At 59.0% G+C, this 20,956-nt stretch carries 22 protein-coding genes; 7 read left to right on the forward strand and 15 right to left on the reverse strand.

The annotated features are described in order from the left end of the window. Window positions 1–99: 99 nt before the first annotated feature. From MHZ89_RS05835 to rppH, 8 genes are all read right to left on the reverse strand, one after another. Entirely contained in the window at window positions 100–423 is a 324-nt protein-coding gene (locus MHZ89_RS05835) for a prepilin-type N-terminal cleavage/methylation domain-containing protein (protein ID WP_311782191.1), read from the reverse strand. After that, entirely contained in the window at window positions 383–781 is a 399-nt protein-coding gene (locus MHZ89_RS05840; protein ID WP_311782192.1) for a DUF2509 family protein, read from the reverse strand. Before MHZ89_RS05840 ends, MHZ89_RS05835 begins: the two co-directional genes overlap by 41 nt. Next, complete coding sequence (locus tag MHZ89_RS05845) at window positions 778–1,311, reverse strand: prepilin peptidase-dependent protein (RefSeq protein WP_311782193.1); 534 nt, start codon at window positions 1,309–1,311, stop codon at window positions 778–780. Before MHZ89_RS05845 ends, MHZ89_RS05840 begins: the two co-directional genes overlap by 4 nt. Then, window positions 1,302–1,772, reverse strand: coding sequence for a prepilin peptidase-dependent protein (locus MHZ89_RS05850; protein WP_311782194.1), 471 nt, complete (start codon window positions 1,770–1,772; stop codon window positions 1,302–1,304). Before MHZ89_RS05850 ends, MHZ89_RS05845 begins: the two co-directional genes overlap by 10 nt. A 186-nt stretch (window positions 1,773–1,958) precedes the next feature. After that, window positions 1,959–2,753: a thymidylate synthase gene (gene thyA / locus MHZ89_RS05855; protein WP_311782195.1), complete on the reverse strand. Its 795-nt coding sequence runs from the start codon at window positions 2,751–2,753 to the stop codon at window positions 1,959–1,961. Beyond that, on the reverse strand, window positions 2,750–3,631 hold the full coding sequence (gene lgt, locus MHZ89_RS05860) for a prolipoprotein diacylglyceryl transferase (RefSeq protein WP_311782266.1): 882 nt from the start codon (window positions 3,629–3,631) through the stop codon (window positions 2,750–2,752). Before lgt ends, thyA begins: the two co-directional genes overlap by 4 nt. Before the next feature lie 119 nt (window positions 3,632–3,750). Further along, on the reverse strand, window positions 3,751–5,997 hold the full coding sequence (gene ptsP, locus MHZ89_RS05865) for a phosphoenolpyruvate--protein phosphotransferase (protein ID WP_311782196.1): 2,247 nt from the start codon (window positions 5,995–5,997) through the stop codon (window positions 3,751–3,753). Window positions 5,998–6,008: 11 nt separating this feature from the next. Continuing rightward, entirely contained in the window at window positions 6,009–6,539 is a 531-nt protein-coding gene (gene rppH / locus MHZ89_RS05870; protein ID WP_033752842.1) for an RNA pyrophosphohydrolase, read from the reverse strand. A gap of 686 nt (window positions 6,540–7,225) precedes the next feature. Between rppH and mutH the strand changes: the two genes are divergently transcribed. The 4 genes from mutH to MHZ89_RS05890 all read left to right on the forward strand — a co-directional run bounded on the left by mutH (window position 7,226) and on the right by MHZ89_RS05890 (window position 10,246). Continuing rightward, on the forward strand, window positions 7,226–7,903 hold the full coding sequence (mutH, locus tag MHZ89_RS05875) for a DNA mismatch repair endonuclease MutH (protein WP_311782197.1): 678 nt from the start codon (window positions 7,226–7,228) through the stop codon (window positions 7,901–7,903). Window positions 7,904–7,963: 60 nt separating this feature from the next. Further along, the gene (locus MHZ89_RS05880; protein WP_311782198.1) at window positions 7,964–8,674 is read left to right on the forward strand and encodes a TerC family protein; all 711 of its coding nucleotides are present in this window, start codon (window positions 7,964–7,966) and stop codon (window positions 8,672–8,674) included. Window positions 8,675–8,846: 172 nt separating this feature from the next. Next, window positions 8,847–9,065 (forward strand): YgdI/YgdR family lipoprotein, encoded by a 219-nt coding sequence (locus MHZ89_RS05885; RefSeq protein ID WP_311782199.1) that lies wholly within the window; start codon window positions 8,847–8,849, stop codon window positions 9,063–9,065. 140 nt (window positions 9,066–9,205) lie between these two features. Then, window positions 9,206–10,246, forward strand: a complete 1,041-nt coding sequence (locus MHZ89_RS05890) for an NADP(H)-dependent aldo-keto reductase (RefSeq protein WP_311782200.1) — start codon at window positions 9,206–9,208, stop codon at window positions 10,244–10,246. Between the two features lie 166 nt (window positions 10,247–10,412). On the opposite strand, the gene dinB is transcribed toward MHZ89_RS05890, so the two are convergent. After that, the gene (gene dinB / locus MHZ89_RS05895) at window positions 10,413–11,465 is read right to left on the reverse strand and encodes a DNA polymerase IV (RefSeq protein WP_311782201.1); all 1,053 of its coding nucleotides are present in this window, start codon (window positions 11,463–11,465) and stop codon (window positions 10,413–10,415) included. 299 nt (window positions 11,466–11,764) lie between these two features. On the opposite strand from dinB, the gene dpaA reads away from it, so the two are divergent. Continuing rightward, complete coding sequence (gene dpaA / locus MHZ89_RS05900; protein WP_311782202.1) at window positions 11,765–12,511, forward strand: peptidoglycan meso-diaminopimelic acid protein amidase; 747 nt, start codon at window positions 11,765–11,767, stop codon at window positions 12,509–12,511. On the opposite strand, the gene MHZ89_RS05905 is transcribed toward dpaA, so the two are convergent. Together MHZ89_RS05905 and lpcA are read right to left on the reverse strand one after the other, a co-directional pair. Continuing rightward, window positions 12,482–13,249, reverse strand: a complete 768-nt coding sequence (locus MHZ89_RS05905; protein ID WP_120451151.1) for a class II glutamine amidotransferase — start codon at window positions 13,247–13,249, stop codon at window positions 12,482–12,484. The two genes, dpaA and MHZ89_RS05905, sit on opposite strands and share 30 nt — an antisense overlap. Window positions 13,250–13,303: 54 nt before the next feature. Then, complete coding sequence (gene lpcA, locus MHZ89_RS05910) at window positions 13,304–13,882, reverse strand: D-sedoheptulose 7-phosphate isomerase (RefSeq protein ID WP_033752849.1); 579 nt, start codon at window positions 13,880–13,882, stop codon at window positions 13,304–13,306. A 224-nt stretch (window positions 13,883–14,106) separates the two neighbouring features. On the opposite strand from lpcA, the gene fadE reads away from it, so the two are divergent. Beyond that, entirely contained in the window at window positions 14,107–16,554 is a 2,448-nt protein-coding gene (gene fadE, locus MHZ89_RS05915; protein ID WP_311782203.1) for an acyl-CoA dehydrogenase FadE, read from the forward strand. A 59-nt stretch (window positions 16,555–16,613) separates the two neighbouring features. Here the strand turns inward: fadE and mtnK are convergent, their stop codons facing one another. Further along, window positions 16,614–17,813, reverse strand: a complete 1,200-nt coding sequence (gene mtnK / locus MHZ89_RS05920) for an S-methyl-5-thioribose kinase (protein WP_311782204.1) — start codon at window positions 17,811–17,813, stop codon at window positions 16,614–16,616. Window positions 17,814–17,949: 136 nt separating this feature from the next. Between mtnK and mtnA the strand changes: the two genes are divergently transcribed. Further along, the gene (mtnA, locus tag MHZ89_RS05925; RefSeq protein ID WP_311782205.1) at window positions 17,950–18,969 is read left to right on the forward strand and encodes an S-methyl-5-thioribose-1-phosphate isomerase; all 1,020 of its coding nucleotides are present in this window, start codon (window positions 17,950–17,952) and stop codon (window positions 18,967–18,969) included. Window positions 18,970–19,002: 33 nt separating this feature from the next. Here the strand turns inward: mtnA and MHZ89_RS05930 are convergent, their stop codons facing one another. Genes MHZ89_RS05930 through MHZ89_RS05940 form a run of 3 tightly spaced genes read right to left on the reverse strand, consistent with a single transcriptional unit; the run spans window position 19,003 to window position 20,830 of the window. Beyond that, window positions 19,003–19,545: an acireductone dioxygenase gene (locus MHZ89_RS05930; RefSeq protein ID WP_311782206.1), complete on the reverse strand. Its 543-nt coding sequence runs from the start codon at window positions 19,543–19,545 to the stop codon at window positions 19,003–19,005. Then, entirely contained in the window at window positions 19,542–20,219 is a 678-nt protein-coding gene (gene mtnC / locus MHZ89_RS05935) for an acireductone synthase (RefSeq protein ID WP_311782207.1), read from the reverse strand. The genes MHZ89_RS05930 and mtnC overlap by 4 nt, the downstream gene beginning before the upstream one ends. Then, entirely contained in the window at window positions 20,219–20,830 is a 612-nt protein-coding gene (locus MHZ89_RS05940) for a methylthioribulose 1-phosphate dehydratase (RefSeq protein WP_311782208.1), read from the reverse strand. The genes mtnC and MHZ89_RS05940 overlap by 1 nt, the downstream gene beginning before the upstream one ends. Window positions 20,831–20,956 lie beyond the last annotated feature (126 nt).

Raw genomic sequence — 20,956 nt, forward strand, 5'->3', positions numbered from 1 at the left:
AACTCCTGTGGTGACACTGTCTGGCGCGGCAAAGCGGCAGACTGGTCACTCTACCGCGGATCGCCGGGGTTGCCCATAGCGTGCGGGCTCTTTTGCCTCTCAGCAACGTAAACGCGTCAATATGGCGTGCCCCTGATGCGCTCCGCTGACCTCAGCGCGTTCCAGCGTACAGTTCAGAGCGTTGCTGCGCTCAAGCGACGTGCGCCAGCCCGGCATCTCATGTCCCATCAGACGCTGCGCGGCGACGCGTACGGCGACGCGTTGCTGCCACTGCTGGCTGAAGCCCTGCGCCAGAGCGAGGTGATAGTGCAGCAGCGCGCTCACGCTCGTCGCCAGCAGCAGGAGCGCGAACAGCGCTTCCGGCAGGCTAAAGCCGCGCTGCTTACAGACAGAGTTTCGCCGTCGCCAGCGGACAGTAGTCAATCCAGCCGTGTGGCAACGGCCTGAGCCGGTAGCCCTCCTTTGCCACCCAGCGCCATAGCGCCAGTTCGCCTGCCGCCGCGCGGCCTTTAAGCAACGCCCGTTCATCGCTTACCTTCTGTAAACAACTTTCCCAGCCATGCCGCCGCTCCTGCTGGCAGCCCTGCACCTGCGGCCAGCTCAGCGTCAGCCCCCACTGCAGCGCCGACTGCGCCGCCCAGAAATCTTGATAGTGCTGTCGCTCGTCGGCGACCAGCGACATGCCCTGCTCCAGCCGTTCCCGGCTGGCGTGCAGCGTCAGGCTACCCATCAGCAAAATCATCAGCACCATACCCAGCGCGCTGTTGCCTTTTTGATTCACAGGTTTTCTCCCTCGACCCAGCTCTCCAGCGTTTCCTGCTCGCTGCCGGCGCGCCCAGCCAGACGCAGCTTAATCAGCGCGCCCGCTTGCTCTACGCTGAACTGCTCAACCGCGAGAAAAGCGGGATCGGTGAGGCGTTCCCAGCCTGTTCCGCCGCATCCGTCCGCGCCGCGTCGGGTTTCCAGCTGCTTTTGCCGCAGCCGAAAGCCGTAATAATCGCTTTCGCCGTGTGCCACGCCTTCCCATTTTCCATTGCTGTTGTCGTCCCAGCGCAGCAGCAGGCAGTCGCCGGAGGCGCTAAACCCCGCCGCGCCGCAGTCGCCGTTACAGTAGCCTGCGCGGCGCACCGCTTTTTCCAGCGTCTGCATCACCTGCTGCAGATCTTCGCGCAGCTGAACGCGCTGTTGCAGGCGCAGGCTTTCCCCCATCAGCAGCGGTAAAAACCGACCTGCGCTCAGCATCAGCACCCCGCTGATGGCCATCGCCAGCAGCATCTCCAGCAAACTGAAACCGGCCATCTTCAGTCGCATCCCTGCTCCTCCGGCTGGCAGAGCCGAATGCGGGCGCGGGCGGAGATAATCAGCCGCAGCCTGCCGCTCGCGTTGCCAAACTCCAGGCTGCCCGCTTTCGCCATATTGCGACGACCGTAAAAGCCCGGCTCGCCGCGCACGCCGGTCAGGCTAACGCCGGGATAAGGCGCGATAAACTGCAGCCGCCTGCCACGCTCACAGCCAGCGTCAGGTTTCGGCCCGCTGCCCAGACACCAGCGTTCGCCCGGCATCAGCCAGAGCGCGCGATCCTGGTTCTGCCAGTTGGCCTGCGCCCGCAGGCGCTGTAAAAATCCCTGCAGCTGTTGCGCGGTCTCGCGTAGCTGCTGTCGCTGCTGCCAGCGCTGCCAGCCCTGAAGCGCGCCGAGGCTGAGGATACCGACGATAACCAGCACGAACAGCAGCTCCGGCAGCGTAAAGCCATGGTGGAATTCTTTTTTCATGGCGCAACTTTGCCGCTTTGCCCGCATAGCCGCGAGCGGCGTTGTGCCGGATGGCGCGCCGCGTTCCAGCAAAGATGTCAGGGTTGCATCAGGCAGCAAAAGCGTGTGAGAGGGCGCGCTAAAAAGCATAAAAAAAGCCCCGGCGAGCAAGGCGGCGCCAGGGCTTTATAACAGCAGGCAGAAGCGTTATACCGCTACCGGCGCCTTGATGGCCGGGTGAGGATCGTAGCCTTCGATCTCAAAATCCTCGAAGCGATAATCGAAGATGGAATCGGGCTTGCGCTTAATCACCAGCTTCGGCAGTGGGCGCGTCTCGCGCGTTAGCTGCAGGCGCGCCTGCTCGAGATGGTTGCTGTAGAGGTGCGTGTCGCCGCCGGTCCAGACGAAATCGCCCACCTGCAGATCGCACTGCTGCGCCACCATATGAACCAGCAGCGCGTAGCTGGCGATATTAAACGGCAGGCCGAGGAAAATATCGCAGGAGCGCTGATAGAGCTGACAGGAGAGCTTGCCGTCCGCCACGTAGAACTGGAAAAAAGCGTGACACGGCGCCAGCGCCATCTCGTCCAGCTCGCCGACGTTCCACGCCGAAACGATAATGCGGCGCGAGTCGGGGTCGCGCTTCAGCTGTTCGATAACCTTCGCGATCTGGTCGATCTCTTCACCGCGCGCGCTGCCCCAGCTGCGCCACTGTTTACCGTAGACCGGGCCGAGGTCGCCCTTTTCATCAGCCCACTCGTCCCAGATAGTGACGTTATTCTCTTTCAGGTAGCCGATATTGGTCTCACCCTTCAGGAACCACAGCAGCTCGTGAATAATCGAGCGTACATGCACTTTTTTGGTGGTCACCAGCGGAAAGCCATCCTGCAGATTGAAACGCATCTGGTGACCGAAAATTGACAGCGTGCCGGTGCCGGTACGGTCAGATTTCGGCGTGCCATGGTTCAGCACATGTTGCATCAGGTCCAGATACTGTTTCATTTTACCTCTCGAGTCTGTTGCTGCGGGCGACGACGATACGCCCAGACCATCATAATAACGCCTGCCAGGATCATCGGAATGGAGAGGATCTGCCCCATACTGACGCCGCCCTCAAACAGGCCGAGCTGCGCATCCGGCTGGCGGAAGAATTCAACGATAATGCGAAACGCGCCGTAGCCGATCAGGAACAGGCCGGAGACGCTGCCCATCGGACGCGGTTTGCGAATAAACAGGTTCAGAATAATAAACAGCACTACGCCTTCCAGCATCAGCTCATACAGCTGCGACGGATGACGCGGCAGCACGCCATAGGTGTTCAGCAGTTCCTGATAGCGCGGATTGCTTGCCGCCAGCGCCACATCCTCGCTGCGCGAGCCGGGGAACAGCATGGCGAATTTGAAGTCAGGCGCGACGCGGCCCCACAGCTCGCCGTTAATAAAGTTGCCGAGACGACCGGCACCAAGACCGAACGGGATCAGCGGCGCGATAAAGTCAGAGACCTGGAAAAAGGTGCGTCTGGTGCGGCGCGCGAAAATCATCATCACCACGATCACGCCGATCAGGCCGCCGTGGAACGACATGCCGCCATCCCATACTTTGAACAGATAGAGCGGATTTTCCAGAAACAGCGGCAGGTTATAGAAGAGCACGTAGCCGATGCGGCCGCCAAGGAAGACGCCGAGGAACCCCGCGTAGAGCAGGTTTTCAACTTCCTCTTTTTTCCAGCCGCTGCCGGGTTGATTAGCGCGGCGAACCGCCAGCCACATGGCAAAAATAAAGCCGACGAGATACATCAGTCCGTACCAGTGCAGCGAAACCGGTCCGATAGAGAAGATCACCGGATCGAACTGCGGAAATGCGATATAGCCGTTATTCATCATTCACCATTCAATTTTCAGCCCTGAAAAAGGGGCGCCAGGCGGATATGTTAAAGGCTGCGCATCATAGCACAGCCTGGTTTTTTACAGAGCAGCGTAAATGTAAACGAGGATAACGCTCAGCGCCCGCCGCGGATCAGACCGCCCAGCCCGCGCCGCTCCATAAAGGCGGCGACCAGGTGGCGAACCTCCGACGCGGTATGCGCGCTGAGGCCCTGCTCGCTTAGCTTCTGCGTCTCTTCTTTATCCAGATGGCGCAGCAGATATTTTACGCGCGGCACATTCTTGCCGTTCATGCTGAGATGGTGATAGCCAAGCCCCACCAGCAGCGCGACGCACATCGGATCGCCCGCCATTTCACCACAAAGACAGAGTTCAAGATTCGCCAGACGGGCTTCAGTGGCGATCGACCGCAGCGCGCGCAGCATGGCGGGATGCAGCGGATCGTAAAGATTGGCGACGCGCGTGTTGTTGCGATCGACCGCCATCAGGTACTGCGTCAGATCGTTGGTGCCGACTGAGACAAAATCGACGCGCGTCTGCAGCTGCGGGATCATAAACAACATCGACGGCACTTCGATCATCACCCCGACGCGCGGCTTCGGAATCACGTAGCCCAGCATCTCTTCCACTTCGCGTCCGGCGCGCTGGATCAGCCGCACCGCGTCATCAATCTCGTCAATATGGCTGATCATCGGCAGCAAAATGCTGAGATTGCCGGAGGCGGCGTTGGCGCGCAGCATGGCGCGCACCTGCACCAGAAAGATTTCCGGCTGGTCCAGCGTCAGACGGATGCCGCGCCAGCCAAGACAGGGATTCTCTTCGCTGATCGGCATATAGGGCAGCTGCTTGTCAGCGCCGACGTCCAGCGTGCGCAGCGTGACCGGCTTGTTGTGAAACAGCTGCAGCATGCCCTGATACTGCGCCACCTGCTCCTCTTCGGAGGGAAAGCCGTTTTGCAGCATAAAGGGAATTTCAGTGCGGTAGAGGCCGATGCCGTCCACCCAGCTGTCGAGCGTCTGCTCATGCTCCGGGCTGAGGCCGGCGTTAAGCATCACCTGGATGCGCTCGCCGCTTTTCAGTTCGCCCGGCTGATCGACCACGCCTTCCGCCATTTTGCTCAGCGCATTCTCTTCGCTGATCAGGCGCTGATACTCCTGCACCAGCACCGGCTCTGGATCGATCAGCAGCTCGCCGCGATAGCCATCGACAATCAGCAGGCGTTTATTCAGCTGCGCAGGCAGGATATCCGCGCCCATCACCGTGGGAATACCCATGGCGCGCGTCAGGATAGCCGCGTGCGAGTTGGAGGCACCGTCGCGCACCACGATGCCCGCCAGCCGCTCGTGCGGCAACTCCGCCAGGGTCGTGGCGGTGAGTTCGTCGGCGACCAGCACAAAGCGCTCCGGCCAGGCGTTGGTGCCAACCAGAGAATCATCGAGATGAAACAGCAGGCGCTGCCCCAGCACGCGCAGATCGCCTGCGCGCTCGCGCAGGTAGCTATCGCTCAGGCTGGCGAACTGGGCGGCGAACTTTTCGATCACCTTTTTTACCGCCCATTCCGCGACCGATCCCTGTTCGATCTCGTCAAACAGATCCTTTTTCAGGCGGGCGTCGGTTAACAGGTGGGAGTAGAGATCGAAGATCGCCGCGCTCTCTTTCTGCACGCCGGCGGCGAAACGTTTGCTGAAGCGGCGAAACTCGCTGGCGGCTTCGCTCATCGCTACCACCAGCCGTTCGCGTTCGCGCTGAACATCGAGCGTCGAGGCGGCGGAGACCTGATCCAGCAGCGGCTGAGTTTCATCGACCCAGCCTGGCGCGACGGCAACGCCGGGCGCGGCAGCGATAGCGCGTACGCGCGTCTGGCGGAACTGGCCGAACAGCTGGCTAAGCTGCGACTGCGACAGCAGGGTCGCCATCTGCGTCGCCAGCGTAACCAGGAAGGATTCTTCGCTTTCGTCGAACTGACGGTGCTCGCGCTGCTGCACCACCAGCACGCCCAGCAGCTGACGGCGGCTGATAATCGGCACGCCGAGGAAAGAGCGATAGCGCTCTTCTTTCACCGCGGGAATATATTTGAAGCTGGGGTGACTTTGCGCATCCGCAAGGTTGATGGGTTCGGCGAGACGTCCCACGAGGCCGACGATACCTTCGTCGAACGCCAGCGTAACGGTGCGCCCGCGCGGTTTTTTCAGGCCTCGCGTGGCCATCAGGTAGTAGCAATGATGATCGTGATCTGCGAGATAAACGGAGCACACTTCCGTGTCCATCGCCAGGCAGATCTCATTGACCAGAATGTCGAGCGCGTCGGTAAGACGTGGCGCGCCCGCCACCTTTTCTACTATTTCGCGCAACTGAGTGAGCATAAGGGCGTGGCCTATCCTCTTTTTCGTCGATGGGCTGGCGCGCTGCGCTGCTGCCCCGCACTCTCCTGCATCGACATCACCACGCCAGCGAATTCCTTCATGACGCGGCGATAAACATCGCGTTTAAAGGAGACAACCTGACGCACCGGATACCAGAAGCTCACCCAGCGCCAGCCGTCGAACTCCGGCGTGCTGCTGTGTTGCACATTGATATCCGCGTCACTGCTCATCAACTGCAGAAGAAACCACTTTTGTTTCTGGCCGATACACACCGGCTTTGTGTCCCAACGCACCAAACGTTTTGGCAATTTGTAGCGCAACCAGTTACGGGTAGATGCAAGTATTCGAACATCTTTACGGTGTAAACCCACTTCTTCGAACAGTTCACGATACATCGCCTGTTCGGCGGTTTCACCGGGATTGATGCCTCCCTGAGGAAACTGCCAGGAGTGCTGTCCAAAGCGCCTGGCCCACAACACTTGTCCTTGCCTGTTACAGATTACGATACCAACATTCGGGCGGTAGCCATCATCATCGATCACTGGACTACCTCAAAGCTAAATTTGAATAGCCTGATTGTTTCACACTCCTTACAGGCGGTAAACCACTGGATTGACGGGAAGAACGCCGCATCAGGCCTGGATAACTCACAGCTCAGACCAAAGTTATAAACAATTAAGGCGCTAAAGCGCCGATCTTATTCACGTTTTCTGTGGATAGCTTTGTGCAGAACGCGGGAATTAGCTGGATAAACTTTTGCATGACGTAAAGAAGACAATCACAATAATTCTTTATTTATCCCTTAAAAACAGACAATTAAATAACTCTTATTCAGAATTAATTTTCCTGGATTTCCAGTGAATAGCGCAGATCGCTTTTAGCTGGTCAAAGATCAAGCGACGCCGTTTTTATCCACAGACAATGGAGTAAACTTGCTCATCACTGGACAGAAAAGCGCCTTTTTCGTTGAAATCAAGGCTGTAAATGGAACCAGTAATGAGGATGCGGCGGGGTTATCCCACCGATCTGTGGATAACTTAGCTTAAGATCCTGTTCATTATTGCCGTTAGTCCGGGATAACCTTGCCTTGCCGCAGTGAGTTAAAAAAGGGTTCGGCTAAAAAAGCATGACGAATCATGCTATTATCGACGTCCTTTCTTCTGTCGCCGCTGTGGGAAAAGCGCCCAGAGAAAAAATCGTTCATTTTTTAACCAGACAGGTTTTCGCCATGTTCCAGCTCCCTGCCCCGCCCGAAAATGAAGCCGTTCTGTTAACGCGCGCGCATGCGCTGGCGGGACAGACGCTGGAAACCCTCGCGCAGCAGGCTGGGCTGACGATGCCGGCCGATCTGAAACGGGATAAAGGCTGGGTCGGCATGCTGCTGGAGCGCTATCTCGGCGCCAGCGCAGGCAGCAAGGCGGAGCAGGATTTCGCCCATCTCGGTATTGAGCTTAAAACCATCCCCATTGACGCGCAGGGCAAGCCGCTGGAAACCACCTTTGTCTGCGTGGCGCCGCTGACCGGCAACAGCGGCGTGACCTGGGAGACCAGCCACGTGCGCCACAAGCTGGCGCGCGTGCTCTGGATCCCGGTGGAGGGCGATCGCGCTATTCCGCTCGCTCAGCGCCGCGTCGGCGCGCCGCTGCTGTGGAGCCCGAGCGAGGAGGAAGATCGAATGCTGCGCCAGGACTGGGAGGAGCTGATGGATATGATCGTACTGGGTCAGGTTGAGCGCATTACCGCTCGCCACGGCGCCTGGCTGCAAATCCGTCCGAAAGCCGCCAACAGCCGGGCGCTCACTGAAGGCATTGGTGAACACGGCGAGCCGATTATGACCCTGCCGCGCGGTTTTTATCTGAAAAAGAGCTTCACCGCGCCGCTGCTGGCGCGTCATTTTTTACTGTGAGTTCATGAAAACGGATGCGTATAATCGCCGTTTACTTTTCGTTTAAGATTGAGTGTGCGCATGTTTGAGTGGATAACCGATCCCAACGCCTGGCTGGCGCTGGGCACGCTGACCATCCTCGAAGTGGTTCTGGGTATTGATAATATTATTTTCCTGTCGCTGGTCGTCGCAAAGCTTCCTAAACAACAGCAGGCCAGCGCTCGCCGTCTCGGCCTGATGGGCGCGATGCTAATGCGTCTCGCCCTGCTGGCCTCTATCGCCTGGGTCGCGCGTCTGACCCATCCGCTCTTTACCCTGTTCGATCACCCCTTCTCCTGGCGCGATCTGATCCTGCTTGGCGGCGGTCTATTTCTGCTGTGGAAATCGAGTATGGAGATCCATGAAACCATTGAGGGCGGCGAAGAGGAGCATAAAACCAACGTTCACTCTTTTCTTGGCGCCATAGTGCAGATCATGCTGCTGGATATTATCTTCAGCCTGGACTCGGTGATCACCGCCGTCGGCCTCTCTGACCATCTCTTCATTATGATGGCGGCCGTCGTGATCGCCGTTCTGCTGATGATGTTCGCCGCGCGCGCCATCGGCGAGTTTGTTGACCGTCATCCGTCAATAAAAATGCTGGCCCTCTCCTTTTTGATTCTGGTGGGTTTTACCCTGATCCTGGAGAGTTTCGCGGTGCATGTACCAAAAGGTTACATCTATTTCGCTATGTTCTTCTCCATAGCCGTCGAGTGCCTGAACCTGATGCGCAGCAAGAAAAACGCGGCGTAAGGGGTAAAAAAAGTCAAGGGCGGCCACAGGTCGCCCTGTTATTTTCAGACTCATGCGATAACGCAAAGCGCCAAAACGATTTATTACTACACTTTTTGCTGTTGATGCTGCGCGGTCCTGTCACCGGGACGACGCAGCCCACTGGCTGACGGGAGTGAGAGGAATAAGCGTGATGAAAGAGTTGGCAGGCGTAGCAGTATTGATTTTTGCCGCCGTTACACTGAGCGGATGCAGTTCAGATTATGTGATGGCCACAAAAAATGGACAGATGATCATGACGAAGGGCAAGCCGACCATAGATAAAGAGACGGGACTGGTGAAATATATCGATCAGTCCGGTCATGAAGTGCAGATCAATGGCGACGAAGTGTCGACCATCATTGAGCGTTAAGTGCCATTTCAGCTCACCTGTCCCGCAATTTGCCCGGACAGGTGATTTCCCCGATTTTCCCCACTTCCTTCCCTGTTGATTCACGCGTTATAGTCCCAACGGACACATCATTACATTCCATAAAAATAAGGAAGACGGCTATGCACTATCACCGCATCCCCCATAGCACGCTGGAGATAAGCCAGCTGGGGTTGGGAACCATGACGTTTGGTGAACAGAACAGCGAAGCCGACGCCCACGAGCAGCTCGATTTCGCCATCGCCAGCGGCATTAACTTTATTGATACCGCTGAAATGTATCCGGTGCCGCCGCGCCCGGAAACCCAGGGTTTAACCGAACAGTACATCGGCAGCTGGCTGAAGAAGCGCGGCAGCCGCGATAAAGTTATCCTCGCCAGCAAAGTGGCTGGTCCAGTGCGCGGCGCTGACGCCTCGATTCGACCGCATCAGGCGCTGGATCGTAAAAATATCCGCGAAGCGCTGGACGCCAGCCTGAAGCGCCTGAACACCGATTATCTCGACCTTTATCAGCTGCACTGGCCACAGCGCCAGACCAACTTCTTCGGCAAACTGGGCTATCAGTACAGCGAGAACACCATTCCCGTCACGCTGCTGGAGACGCTGGAAGCGCTGGCCGAGCAGGTGCGCGCCGGGAAAATTCGCTATATCGGCGTGTCGAACGAAACGGCCTGGGGCGTGATGCGCTACCTGCAGCTGGCAGAGAAGCACGAGCTGCCGCGCATCGTGACCATTCAGAACCCCTACAGCCTGCTGAACCGCAGCTTTGAAGTGGGCCTGGCGGAAATCAGCCAGCATGAAGGCGTTGAACTGCTGGCTTACTCCAGCCTCGCTTTCGGCACGCTGAGCGGCAAGTATCTTAACGGCGCTAAACCAGCCGGCGCGCGCAATACGCTGTTCAGCCGCTTTACGCGCTACAGCGGCGAGCAATCGCAGCAGGCGGTCGCGGAATATGTGGCGCTGGCGCAGAAGCATCGGCTGGATCCGTCGCAGATGGCGCTGGCCTACGTTCGTCAGCAGCCGTTTGTCGCCAGCACCCTGCTGGGCGCAACCACCATCGAGCAGCTGAAGATCAATATCGACAGCTTTAACCTGACGCTGAACGAAGAGGTGCTTGAGGGACTGGAGGCGATTCACCGCCGCTATACCTATCCGGCACCTTAACGGCTAGCTTGCTTCGCAAGCAAGTCGCCTCGCCCGATGAGCAAAACGGCCCGCGCCAGCAACGGGGCGGGTCGATCGCTCAGAGATGAGGAGCCGCAACGTTGCGATTGGTCGATGCTACCTGCACTGGCGCCGTTCAGAATGCCGCTGGTTTTGCCCTTTGTGATTACAGCCCCAGCAGCAGCTGTCGCTCTAGCTGCGGGTCCAGCAGCGTCACATGCAGCCCCACCAGCCGCACACCGCGCCCGGCGCGTCGTTCATCCCAGGTTTTACGCGCCACCGCAATCAGATCCTCTTTATTCAGCTCCGGCCAGATATGCTCCTGGGTCGTCAGCTGGAAATCATTGAACTTGAGTTTGACTCCCTGCCGCGCAATCTGTTTGTCGGGGCGCACCTGGGTCAGGCGACGCTCCAGCTCCGCATAAAGAAAATCGATAATCTCCAGGCAGGCTTCCCAGCTGTGAATATCTTCCGCCAGCGTCCGCTCGACGCCGACGGACTTTCGCTCGCGTTCTACCACCACGCCGCGCTCGTCAATGCCGTGGCTGCGCTCCCACAGCACGCGGCCAAACTTGCCGAAACGCTTGAGCAGCTGCGCCACGTCCGCTTTCTGCACATCGGCGCAGGTATGCAGCCCCATCTCTTCCAGCTTCTTTGTCGCCACCTTGCCGACGCCAGGGATTTTCGCCAGCGGCAGCGACAGCAGAAAGCCGGGCATCTCCTGCGGGGTAATCACGTACTGCCCGTCGGGCTTGTTGAGATCGGAGGCGATCTTGGCGAGAAACTTAATCGGCGCGATGCCGGCCGAGGCGGTCAGCCCCGTCTCACGCTGAATAGTGGCGCGGATCTCGCGGGCAATCAGCGTGGCGGAGCCGTGACAGTGCGGACTGTCGGTAACGTCCAGGTAGGCCTCATCCAGCGACAGCGGTTCGATTAAAGGGGTGTAGCGCAGGAAAATATCGCGGATCTGTTGTGATGCCTCTTTATAAGCGTCAAAGCGACCCGGCAGAAGTTTCAAATGTGGGCAGAGCTTCAGCGCCATCGCGGTGGGCATCGCGCTGCGTACGCCGAATTTACGCGCCGGATAGTTCGCCGTACTGATCACGCCGCGTCGTTCCCGGCTGCCGCCAATGGCGATAGGGATATCGCGCAACGCCGGATTGTCGCGCATCTCCACTGCTGCATAGAAGCAGTCCATATCGACATGTATGATTTTCACGCTTGCCCGCCATCAGGTTTTCGCCACACCTTATGATACTGTATAGATGTACAGATGCAAAAGCGCCGCCGCGCGCCCGCTGCTTCGGGCGCGGAAGAAAGCGGGCATTAACGCAAATTGCCATTAAAGTTTACAAATTTCTGGCCGTCATACCTTGAGGAAAACGCGAATTTATCCGGCGGCATCTTGATAAAAAAACAGACAATGCTAATGTTGCGCTGCGGTAGCGGAGTTTTCCGATAATGCAAGTCTGGACGCGTTTCGCGTCACCGTTCTTCCTCACTCAAGGTATACACAGCATGGGCAAAATCGCACTTCTGTTTGCGATGATTTTGATGCCAGCCCTCAGCATGGCAATGACTCCCGAGCCGACGCAGCAGATGTCGACGCCGGTGAGTAAAGAATTAAAGAAACAGCTACTCGGCACGCCGGTTTATATTCAGATCTTCAAGGAAGAACGCACGCTGGAGCTTTATGGCAAAATCGGCAACGAATTTCGCCTGCTCGATACCTACCGCATCTGTAACTTTTCCGGCGGCCTCGGACCGAAGCGCCGTGAAGGGGATTTTAAGAGTCCGGAAGGATTTTACAGCGTCAGGCTAAACCAGCTTAAGCCGGACAGCCGCTTTTATCGCGCTATCAACGTCGGTTTTCCTAACCAGTACGATCGCGAACACGCCTACACCGGCAACTATCTGATGATCCATGGCGACTGCAAATCTATCGGCTGCTACGCCATGACCAACGCCTATATGGATGAGATCATCACTTATGTGAACGCGGCGCTGCGTAACGGCCAGGCGCAGGTCAATATCAGCATCTTCCCGTTCCGCATGACCGACACCAATATGCAGCGTCATCGCTACTCTACCTACGCCAGCTTCTGGCGCGAGCTGCAGCCGGGCTACGCCTATTTTGAGAAGTATCATCAGCCGCCGACGGTCAATGTCGCCAGCGGCAGCTATGTGATGAACAACAGCAGCCCGGTGATTGTTAATCCCGAAGCCGCGTCTAAATCATTCCTGGCGCTCTCCAAGGCAGAATAACGCCCACTCGCCTGGCACGATGCGGTGCCAGGTTTCATTTCCCGTCAGCGGCTGCGTTGCAATCACCGTCACCACATCGTTGGCGGTGGTGTGCTGCTGGAAATCGATCTCGACGTCCTGATCGAGCAGCTGCGCTTTGCCGAAGGGCGCGCGGCGCGTGATCCAGTAAAGATTGGTTGAGCAGAACGCCATCAGATAGCGTCCGTCCGACAGCAGCATATTAAACACCCCTTTCTGCCGCAGCTCGCCCGCCAGTTCCGCCACATAACGAAACACCGCCGGCCAGTTGGCGGGCGTGCGCGGATAGCGCGTCGCCAGCTTGTGCAGGATCCAGCAGAACGCTTTCTCGCTGTCGGTCTCACCGACCGGGCGGTAATGGCCGGTTTCCAGCTGACGATAGCCTTTTAGCTGCCCGTTATGCGCATAGGTCCAGTTGCGTCCCCATAGCTCGCGGGTAAAGGGATGGGTATTTTCCAGCGAGACCGGCCCGCGATTCGCCTGGCGAATATGCGCCACCACCGAATGGGACTTGATCGGGTACTCCTGCACCAGCCGCGCGATGGGCGAGTTATAGCTCGGCAGCGGATCTTTAAAGGTGCGGCACCCTCTGTCTTCATAAAAGGTGATGCCCCAGCCGTCTTTATGCGGCCCGGTTCCCCCGCCGCGCTGCACCAGGCCGGTAAAACTGAAACAGATATCGGTTGGAACGTTGGCGCTCATCCCGAGCAATTCGCACATAGCTACCGCCTTAGTCAGAAAGGCCGCCAGCACAGAAGATGGCGGCCGGGACTTTTATTTCACCATCTCTTTTTCGATCAGCAGCATCAGGATATGGATCACCTTGATGTGGATCTCCTGAATGCGGTCAGCATAGCCGAAGTGCGGCACGCGGATTTCGATATCCGCCGAGCCCGCCATCTTGCCGCCATCTTTGCCGGTCAGGGTAATCACCTTCATGCCCTGCGCGCGCGCCGCTTCGATCGCCTTAATGATATTGGCGGAGTTGCCGGAGGTAGAGAGCCCCAGCAGCACGTCGCCCGGACGCCCCACCGCTTCGATATAGCGTGAGAAAACGTAGTCGTAGCCGAAATCGTTGCTGACGCAGGAAAGATGGCTGACGTCGGAGATGGCGATTGCCGGATAGCCCGGACGGTTTTCGCGATAGCGGCCGGTCAGCTCTTCGGCGAAGTGCATGGCGTCGCAGTGGGAGCCGCCGTTGCCGCAGGAGAGCACTTTACCGCCCGCTTTAAAGCTGTCGGCCAGCAGCACCGCCGCGCGCTGAATCGCGTGAATGTTCGCTTCGTCGCTAAGGAACGTATTCAGCGTATCCGCTGCTTCATTCAGCTCAGAGCGAATGATGTCCTGGTACATAGGGATGTCCTTGTTAGTAAAAGAGTGACTTTTCAAGTTTAACGGAATGGCGGGTTGCCGCAAAGCGTGCGCCGCGTGAAAGCCCGCGCGCCCTGCGCAGCTGACTTTCCGATTTTGTGAGTAAGGTTGTAATTGCGATGTAAACGGATTGCTAATTAATCGCCAGTGTCATACACCTCTACCAATAACAGGTCAGACCTCTTACTACTTACGGAGCCGTGATTATGATGGTTGTGTCGATCCTCGCGACGCTGGTGTTAATCAGCGTCCTGTTTTATCACCGCGTATCCCTGGCGGCGAGCAGCGTGATTTTACTGTTGTGGACCGCCGGCTGGGCCGCGGCGCACCTCTGGACTCCCTGGCTGCTGCTGCCGCTGGCTATTGTGCTGCTGCCGTTTAACCTGCCCTCAATGCGCCGCGCAATGTTTTCGAAGCCGATGCTGCAACGCTTTCAGCAGGTGATGCCGCCGATGTCGCGCACTGAAAAAGAGGCGATCGACGCCGGGACCACCTGGTGGGAAGGCGATCTGTTTCAGGGCAAGCCGGACTGGCAGAAGCTGCATAATTACCCGCAGCCGCGCCTGACGCCAGCAGAGCAGGCGTTTCTCGACGGGCCGGTGGAAGAGGCCTGCCGCATGGCGAACGATTTCGCCATCACCCATGAGATGGCGGATCTGCCGCCGGAGCTGTGGGCTTATCTGAAAGAGCAGCGCTTCTTCGCCATGATTATTAAAAAAGAGTATGGCGGCCTGGAATTCTCCGCCTATGCGCAGGCGCGCGTGCTGCAAAAGCTGGCGGGCGTCTCCGGCATTCTGGCGATTACCGTTGGCGTGCCCAATTCGCTTGGCCCTGGTGAACTGCTGCAGCATTACGGCACTGACGAGCAGAAAGATCACTATCTGCCGCGTCTGGCGCGCGGCGACGAGATCCCCTGCTTTGCGCTGACCAGCCCGGAGGCAGGTTCCGACGCCGGGGCCATTCCCGATACCGGCGTAGTCTGTATGGGCGAGTGGCAAGGCAAGCAGGTGCTGGGCATGCGCCTCACCTGGAATAAACGCTACATTACGCTGGCGCCGGTGGCGACCGTGTTAGGCCTGGCCTTTAAGCTTTCCGATCCTGATGGTTTGCTGGGCGATACCGAGTCGCTGGGCATTACCTGCGCGTTAATCCCTACCAGCACGCCGGGCGTCGAAATCGGCAAGCGTCACTTCCCGCTGAACGTGCCGTTCCAGAACGGCCCGACGCGCGGCAAGGATATTTTCGTGCCGATCGATTTTATTATCGGCGGCCCGCAGATGGCCGGTCAGGGCTGGCGCATGCTGGTTGAGTGTCTGTCGGTAGGACGCGGCATTACCCTGCCGTCGAACTCGACCGGCAGCCTGAAAAGCGTGGCGCTGGCGACCGGCGCCTATGCGCATATCCGTCGTCAGTTCAAAGTCTCTATCGGTAAGATGGAGGGCATCGAGGAGCCGCTGGCGCGCATTGCCGGTAATGCCTATGTCATGGACGCCGCGGCGACGCTGATTACCACCGGCATTATGCAGGGCGAGAAGCCGGCGGTGCTGTCGGCGATTGTGAAGTATCACTGCACCCATCGCGGTCAGCGCGCTATCGTGGACGCCATGGATATCGCGGGCGGCAAAGGCATTATGCTTGGCAACAATAACTTCCTTGCCCGCGCCTATCAGGGCGCGCCCATCGCCATCACGGTAGAAGGCGCGAATATTCTGACGCGCAGCATGATTATCTTTGGTCAGGGGGCGATCCGCTGTCATCCGTTTGTACTGAAAGAGATGGCGGCGGCGGCGAGTCAGGATCTCAACGCCTTCGACGCCGCCCTGTTCAGTCATATCGGCTATGTGGGCAGCAACGCCGTACGCAGCCTGTGGCTCGGCCTGACGGCGGGACGCAGCAGCGCCTCGCCGACGCGCGACGCCACGCGCCGCTACTACCAGCACCTCAACCGTCTGAGCGCCAACCTGGCGCTGCTGGCAGACGTTTCGATGGCGGTGCTCGGCGGCAGTCTGAAACGACGCGAGCGTATTTCAGCGCGTCTGGGGGATGTGCTGAGCCAGCTTTATCTCGCCTCCGCCACGCTGAAACGCTATGACGATGAGGGCCGTCACGAGGCCGATCTGCCGCTGGTTCACTGGGGCGTGCAGGATGCGCTGCATCAGGCCGAGCAGGCGATAGAAGATCTGCTGCGCAACTTCCCGAGCCCGCTGGCGGCTGGCGCGCTGCGCATGATGATTTTTGCCGGTGGCAAGCACTGCCCGGCGCCGAGCGACCGTCTGGATCATAAACTGGCGAAGCTGCTGCAGCTGCCCTCCGCCACCCGGACGCGTCTGGGACGCGGCCAGTATCTGACGCCGAGCGAGCATAACCCGGCGGGCCAGCTTGAGCAGGCCTTGCAGGAGGTGATGGCGGCGGAAGCGATCCACGATCGTCTGTGCAAACAGCAGAAAGAGCACTTCTCTTTCACCCGGCTCGACGCGCTGGCGCAGCGGGCGCTTAAAGCGGGATGGATTGATGCCGCTGAGGCGGATGTGCTGACGCGCGCCGAAGCGAGCCGCCTGCGCGCCATTAACGTCGACGAGTTTGAAGCGGATGCGCTGGCGGTGCCGGTAAAGCAGCCGACGGTTAAGGCCGCGCGAGAAAGCGAGGCGGCGTAAGCAAAAGGGTCGCGCACAAGGAGCGTGCGCGGCCTGTAAAAAGAGACTTTTGCTCGCCCTTAGCCCGCCTGCCGAATACGCGCAATCAGCGCTTCTACATCTTCCACATGATCCGCCGCCAGAATCAGCGTGCGTCCCAGCGTAATGGCGCTGCGGATACACTCGGTGCGCATCGCCTCATCCTTAATCAGCTTCATATCCGCAACGTGCGACATGCCGACGGTGCGGCGAATCAGCTCGGTGCCGCAGTAGCCGATCGTATCGGCCCACACCTTGCGTAAAAACGCCTGCGCATAGCCTGGGTATGCCAGCGCTACATCGCGGGTTTTCTCTTGCGCCAGCGCCAGGAAGCGCGCGGCGAACCTGTTCCATACCTCGCGCACGTCGTTCAGCCGCAGCTCGCGCCCTTCCGCCGCCTCACGCGGGGCCAGCAGCCCCGGCAGACCGCAGTAGTTAAGCAGCAGGTTGCCCAGCGCCGTACCGACATCAAAGCCAATCGGGCCGAAATAGCCGAACTCCGCGTCGATCGCCTTCAGGCTGTTATCGGCGACGAAGATCGAGCCGCTGTGGATATCGCCGTGTAGCAGCGCTTCGGCGTTTGCAAAAAAGCGGTGTTTCAGTCCGGCAACGGCGATCCTCAGCGCATCATCACTGCGCAGGCTGGCGACCAGCGGCTCCAGCGCCTGCGGATAGCTGTTGCGCTCGTGATCGGTATAGGGGTCGTTAAAGAAAAGATCTTCGGTGATCTCGCACATTTCCGGATTAATAAAGCGCGCCACTTCCGCCTTTTTCGTGTGGGGATGCAGCATAAAATCGGATGTGTGAAACAGCGTCTGCGCCAGATATTCGCCCAGCTGCGTCGCCGCCTGCGGATAGTAAGCGCCCTTCACCAGCTCGCTGCGCCAGATGCGGTGGCTCGAGAGATCTTCCATCACCATCACCGCCAGCGTCTCGTCGTAGTGCGTCACCTTCACCGTGTGCTGCGGACAATATTTATAGTGCTCGACCAGGGTTTGCGCCTCCAGCCGCGCGCGATCCAGCGTCAGCGGCCAGGACTCGCCGACGCAGCGCACATAAGGCAGGGCCTGTTTTACGATGACCCGGCTGTTGCCCTGGCGGTCGAAAATTTTAAATACCAGGTTGAGATTGCCATCACCTATCTCTTCCGCCGCGACCAGCGAAGCGGGGTCCTCTACGCCGCCAAACTCTCTGGCATAGGCTACGGCGTCAGCCGCGGTGAAGGTACGGTATTGCGACATTGCCATTCCTCTCCAACAAAAGTCTCTGCAACGAAAACTCCGCCAGGGCGCTATAATAAGCCGTTCAGACGTCTATACATCCGTTCCGCATGTTGGCACAATACGTGATAACAACGCAACAGGGTTTTCACAGACAATGCAAACACTCCGCACCACCAGCTTAGAGGTTCGTGACAATCAGCTCTGGATCCTTGACCAGCAGGCGCTGCCGCAGCAAAAAAACTGGCTTCCGGCGTACGACGTGCCGCAGCTGATTGACCATATCCATGCCCTGCGCGTGCGCGGCGCGCCGCTGATCGGCCTCTCCGCCTCGCTGCTGCTGGCACTGCTGGCCGAAGCGGGTGCCAGCCGCGACGCGCTGGCGCAGGCGCTGGCTGTATTACGCGCCGCGCGTCCGACGGCGGTCAACCTGATGAATAATCTGGACCGGATGAAACAGGCGCTGGCGCAGGAGGATTTCGTCGCCGCGCTGGGTCATGAAGCGCTGCGTCTGGTGGAGGAAGATCGTCAGCTGTGCGACAGCATCGCCGAGGCGGGCAGCGCGCTGGTTAAACCGGGCAGCCGCCTGTTAACCCACTGCAACACCGGCGGGCTGGCGACGGCGGGCGTCGGCACCGCGCTGGGCGTTATCGCCCGCGCGCATCAGCAGGGCAAGGTGGCGAGCGTCTGGGTCGATGAGACGCGCCCGCTGCTGCAGGGCGGGCGGCTTACCGCCTGGGAGCTGGGCGAGCTGGCGATCCCCTATCGGCTCATCACCGACTCGATGGCGGCCAGCCTGATGGCGAGCGGCCAGGTCGACGCGATCTGGGTCGGCGCGGACCGCATTGCGGCCAACGGCGACGTGGCGAATAAAATCGGCACCTATAGCCTCGCAGTGCTGGCGCACTACCACCAGATCCCGTTCTATGTCGCCGCGCCCTACACCACGCTGGATCGCCAGTGCGCCAGCGGCCGCGACATACCGGTTGAACAGCGCGCCGCCAGCGAAGTCACTGGCGTGGCGGGTAGTTTTGGCAGCGTACAGTGGGCGCCGGAAGCGGCGGCCGTTTATAACCCGGCTTTCGATGTGACGCCCGCAGCGCTGATCAGCGGCTGGGTGCTGGATACCGGCGCGGTGTCGCCGGACGAGGTAAAGGCGGGGATTTTTCAGCCCTAAATAAAAGGGCGCGCTCAGCGCGCCCCTCAGACATTAAGGCAGGCGCGGATAGGCGTCGGCGATGGCGTCGCCGGTAAAATGCGCCACCCAGCCTTCCTGATTATCGAAAATGCGAATGGCGGTGAAGTGCGGTGACGAGCCCATATCGAACCAGTGCGGCGTACCCGCCGGCACCGAGATAAGATCGTTTTTCTCACACAGGATCTGATAGACCTGACCGTCGAGGTGGAGGCAGAAAAGGCCCGAGCCCTCGACAAAGAAGCGCACCTCATCTTCGCCATGCGTATGCTCGGCGAGAAACTTCTCGCGCAGCGCCTCTTTTTGCGGGTGGTCGGCGCGCATGCTGATGACGTCCCAGCTCTGATAGCCCTTCTCCGCCACCAGCAGATCGATAGCATGCTGATAGGCTTCAATCACGCGGGCAGGCTCTGGATTTTCGCCTAAATCGCGATCCGCCGCCCAGCGCTCGAAGCGCACATTTTTTGCGTTCAGCCGCTCGCGGATCATCTCCGCATCGGTACTGTGCCACACCGGCAGCGTGGCCTCGGTATCGGTAAAAATGGTCAATGCACTCATGCTAAAACGACTCCCGAAAAGGTGTTCACCTGATGATGGCGGCTTTCGCTGTCTGCGGGGCCGCGAATTAACTGCACTGTATTCCATCCGGCTTCCGCTGCCGCATCCAGCTCCTGACGAATGTCGGAGAGGAACAGCAGCTGCTCAGCGGGCAGGCCGGTTTTTTCAGCAATATTGCGGTAGGAGGCGACCTCGCGCTTGGCGCCGACGCGGGTATCAAAATAACCGCTAAACAGGCCAGTAATATCACCTTCATCACTGTAGCCAAATAACAGTTTTTGCGCTGCAACCGAACCGGAAGAATAAACGTAAAGCTGAACGCCCTGCTCCCGCCATGCGCGCAGCGCTGGCAGGACGTCGGGATAGAGATGACCGGTAAAGCTGCCGTTCACATAGCCGTCGCGCCAGATCATCCCCTGTAACGCTTTCAGCCCGGTGGATTTGCGATCCTCGTCCATAAAGCGCAACAGGATCTGCGTTACCGCCGCCAGATCGGCCTCCGGCTGCCCTGCTTCGGCGCGCACCGCGTCGAGCGCGGCGCTGACGTCGGGCTGCTGATGCTGCGCGCGGATAAACGCGGCAAGATGCTGACGCGCGTACGGGAACAGCACCTCATGTACGAAGCGGATATCGCTGGTAGTGCCTTCAATATCGGTGACAATGGCGCGGATCATTAAGCCTCCAGCAGGCGACGCTGACGTTCGCATTCAAATAAAAATTCCAGACCTTCCAGATGGCGACGCGCCTCGTTAACGTCCCGGCCCCAGCAGGTTAAGCCGTGGCCGCGCAGCAGAAAGCCGTAGCGAAACGGATTGTTTCGGGCATATGCCTCAATGCGCTGCGCCAGCGCGTTGATATCCTGGTCGTTATCAAACAGCGGGATCGCCACGCACGCAAGGTGGGTATGCTGCCCCGCCAGGGTTTTCTGCATTTCATAGCCTTCCAGCCGCAGCGCGCTGTCCTTTTCAACCCGCGACAGCACCGTCGCATTGACCGTATGGGTATGTAGCACCGCGCCCGCGTCGGGAAACAGCCGGTAGATCAGGGTATGGAGTCCTGTTTCCGCCGAGGGCCGACGTCCGGACGGCACGCTGCTGGTGGCGATCTCCACCTGAATAAAGTCGTCGCGCGTCAGGCTGCCTTTATCCTTGCCCGATTCGCTGAGCAGGCAGAAGCGGTCATTTTCACGAACCGACATATTGCCGCCGGTGGCGGGCGCCCAGCCTTTTTCACCAATCCAGCGGCAGGCCGCCACCAGCTGGTCGAGCGGAGAGAGTGCAGACATAGCGTATCAGGCATCCTGTAACGTGGGTTTTAGACGTCTAAGCGTCTCGATTGCCAAATATTAACATCCTGTTTATAGTGGCTTCAACACAGGGTTACTCCGCAACGACATTCGCGCTTAAGGCAA

It is taken from the genome of Pantoea sp. ACRSB, assembly GCF_022346905.1.
GTDB lineage: Bacteria > Pseudomonadota > Gammaproteobacteria > Enterobacterales > Enterobacteriaceae > Pantoea > Pantoea piersonii.

Bases quoted from the DNA above. Each gene is read 5' to 3' on its own strand.
- MHZ89_RS05845 (WP_311782193.1), bottom strand. From the start codon at position 1,311: ATGCGACTGAAGATGGCCGGTTTCAGTTTGCTGGAGATGCTGCTGGCG.
- MHZ89_RS05850 (WP_311782194.1), bottom strand. From the start codon at position 1,772: ATGAAAAAAGAATTCCACCATGGCTTTACGCTGCCGGAGCTGCTGTTC.
- thyA (WP_311782195.1), bottom strand. From the start codon at position 2,753: ATGAAACAGTATCTGGACCTGATGCAACATGTGCTGAACCATGGCACG.
- lgt (WP_311782266.1), bottom strand. From the start codon at position 3,631: ATGAATAACGGCTATATCGCATTTCCGCAGTTCGATCCGGTGATCTTC.
- ptsP (WP_311782196.1), bottom strand. From the start codon at position 5,997: ATGCTCACTCAGTTGCGCGAAATAGTAGAAAAGGTGGCGGGCGCGCCA.
- mutH (WP_311782197.1), top strand. From the start codon at position 7,226: ATGTTCCAGCTCCCTGCCCCGCCCGAAAATGAAGCCGTTCTGTTAACG.
- MHZ89_RS05880 (WP_311782198.1), top strand. From the start codon at position 7,964: ATGTTTGAGTGGATAACCGATCCCAACGCCTGGCTGGCGCTGGGCACG.
- MHZ89_RS05885 (WP_311782199.1), top strand. From the start codon at position 8,847: ATGAAAGAGTTGGCAGGCGTAGCAGTATTGATTTTTGCCGCCGTTACA.
- MHZ89_RS05890 (WP_311782200.1), top strand. From the start codon at position 9,206: ATGCACTATCACCGCATCCCCCATAGCACGCTGGAGATAAGCCAGCTG.
- dpaA (WP_311782202.1), top strand. From the start codon at position 11,765: ATGGGCAAAATCGCACTTCTGTTTGCGATGATTTTGATGCCAGCCCTC.
- MHZ89_RS05905 (WP_120451151.1), bottom strand. From the start codon at position 13,249: ATGTGCGAATTGCTCGGGATGAGCGCCAACGTTCCAACCGATATCTGT.
- lpcA (WP_033752849.1), bottom strand. From the start codon at position 13,882: ATGTACCAGGACATCATTCGCTCTGAGCTGAATGAAGCAGCGGATACG.
- fadE (WP_311782203.1), top strand. From the start codon at position 14,107: ATGATGGTTGTGTCGATCCTCGCGACGCTGGTGTTAATCAGCGTCCTG.
- mtnK (WP_311782204.1), bottom strand. From the start codon at position 17,813: ATGTCGCAATACCGTACCTTCACCGCGGCTGACGCCGTAGCCTATGCC.
- mtnA (WP_311782205.1), top strand. From the start codon at position 17,950: ATGCAAACACTCCGCACCACCAGCTTAGAGGTTCGTGACAATCAGCTC.
- MHZ89_RS05930 (WP_311782206.1), bottom strand. From the start codon at position 19,545: ATGAGTGCATTGACCATTTTTACCGATACCGAGGCCACGCTGCCGGTG.
- mtnC (WP_311782207.1), bottom strand. From the start codon at position 20,219: ATGATCCGCGCCATTGTCACCGATATTGAAGGCACTACCAGCGATATC.
- MHZ89_RS05940 (WP_311782208.1), bottom strand. From the start codon at position 20,830: ATGTCTGCACTCTCTCCGCTCGACCAGCTGGTGGCGGCCTGCCGCTGG.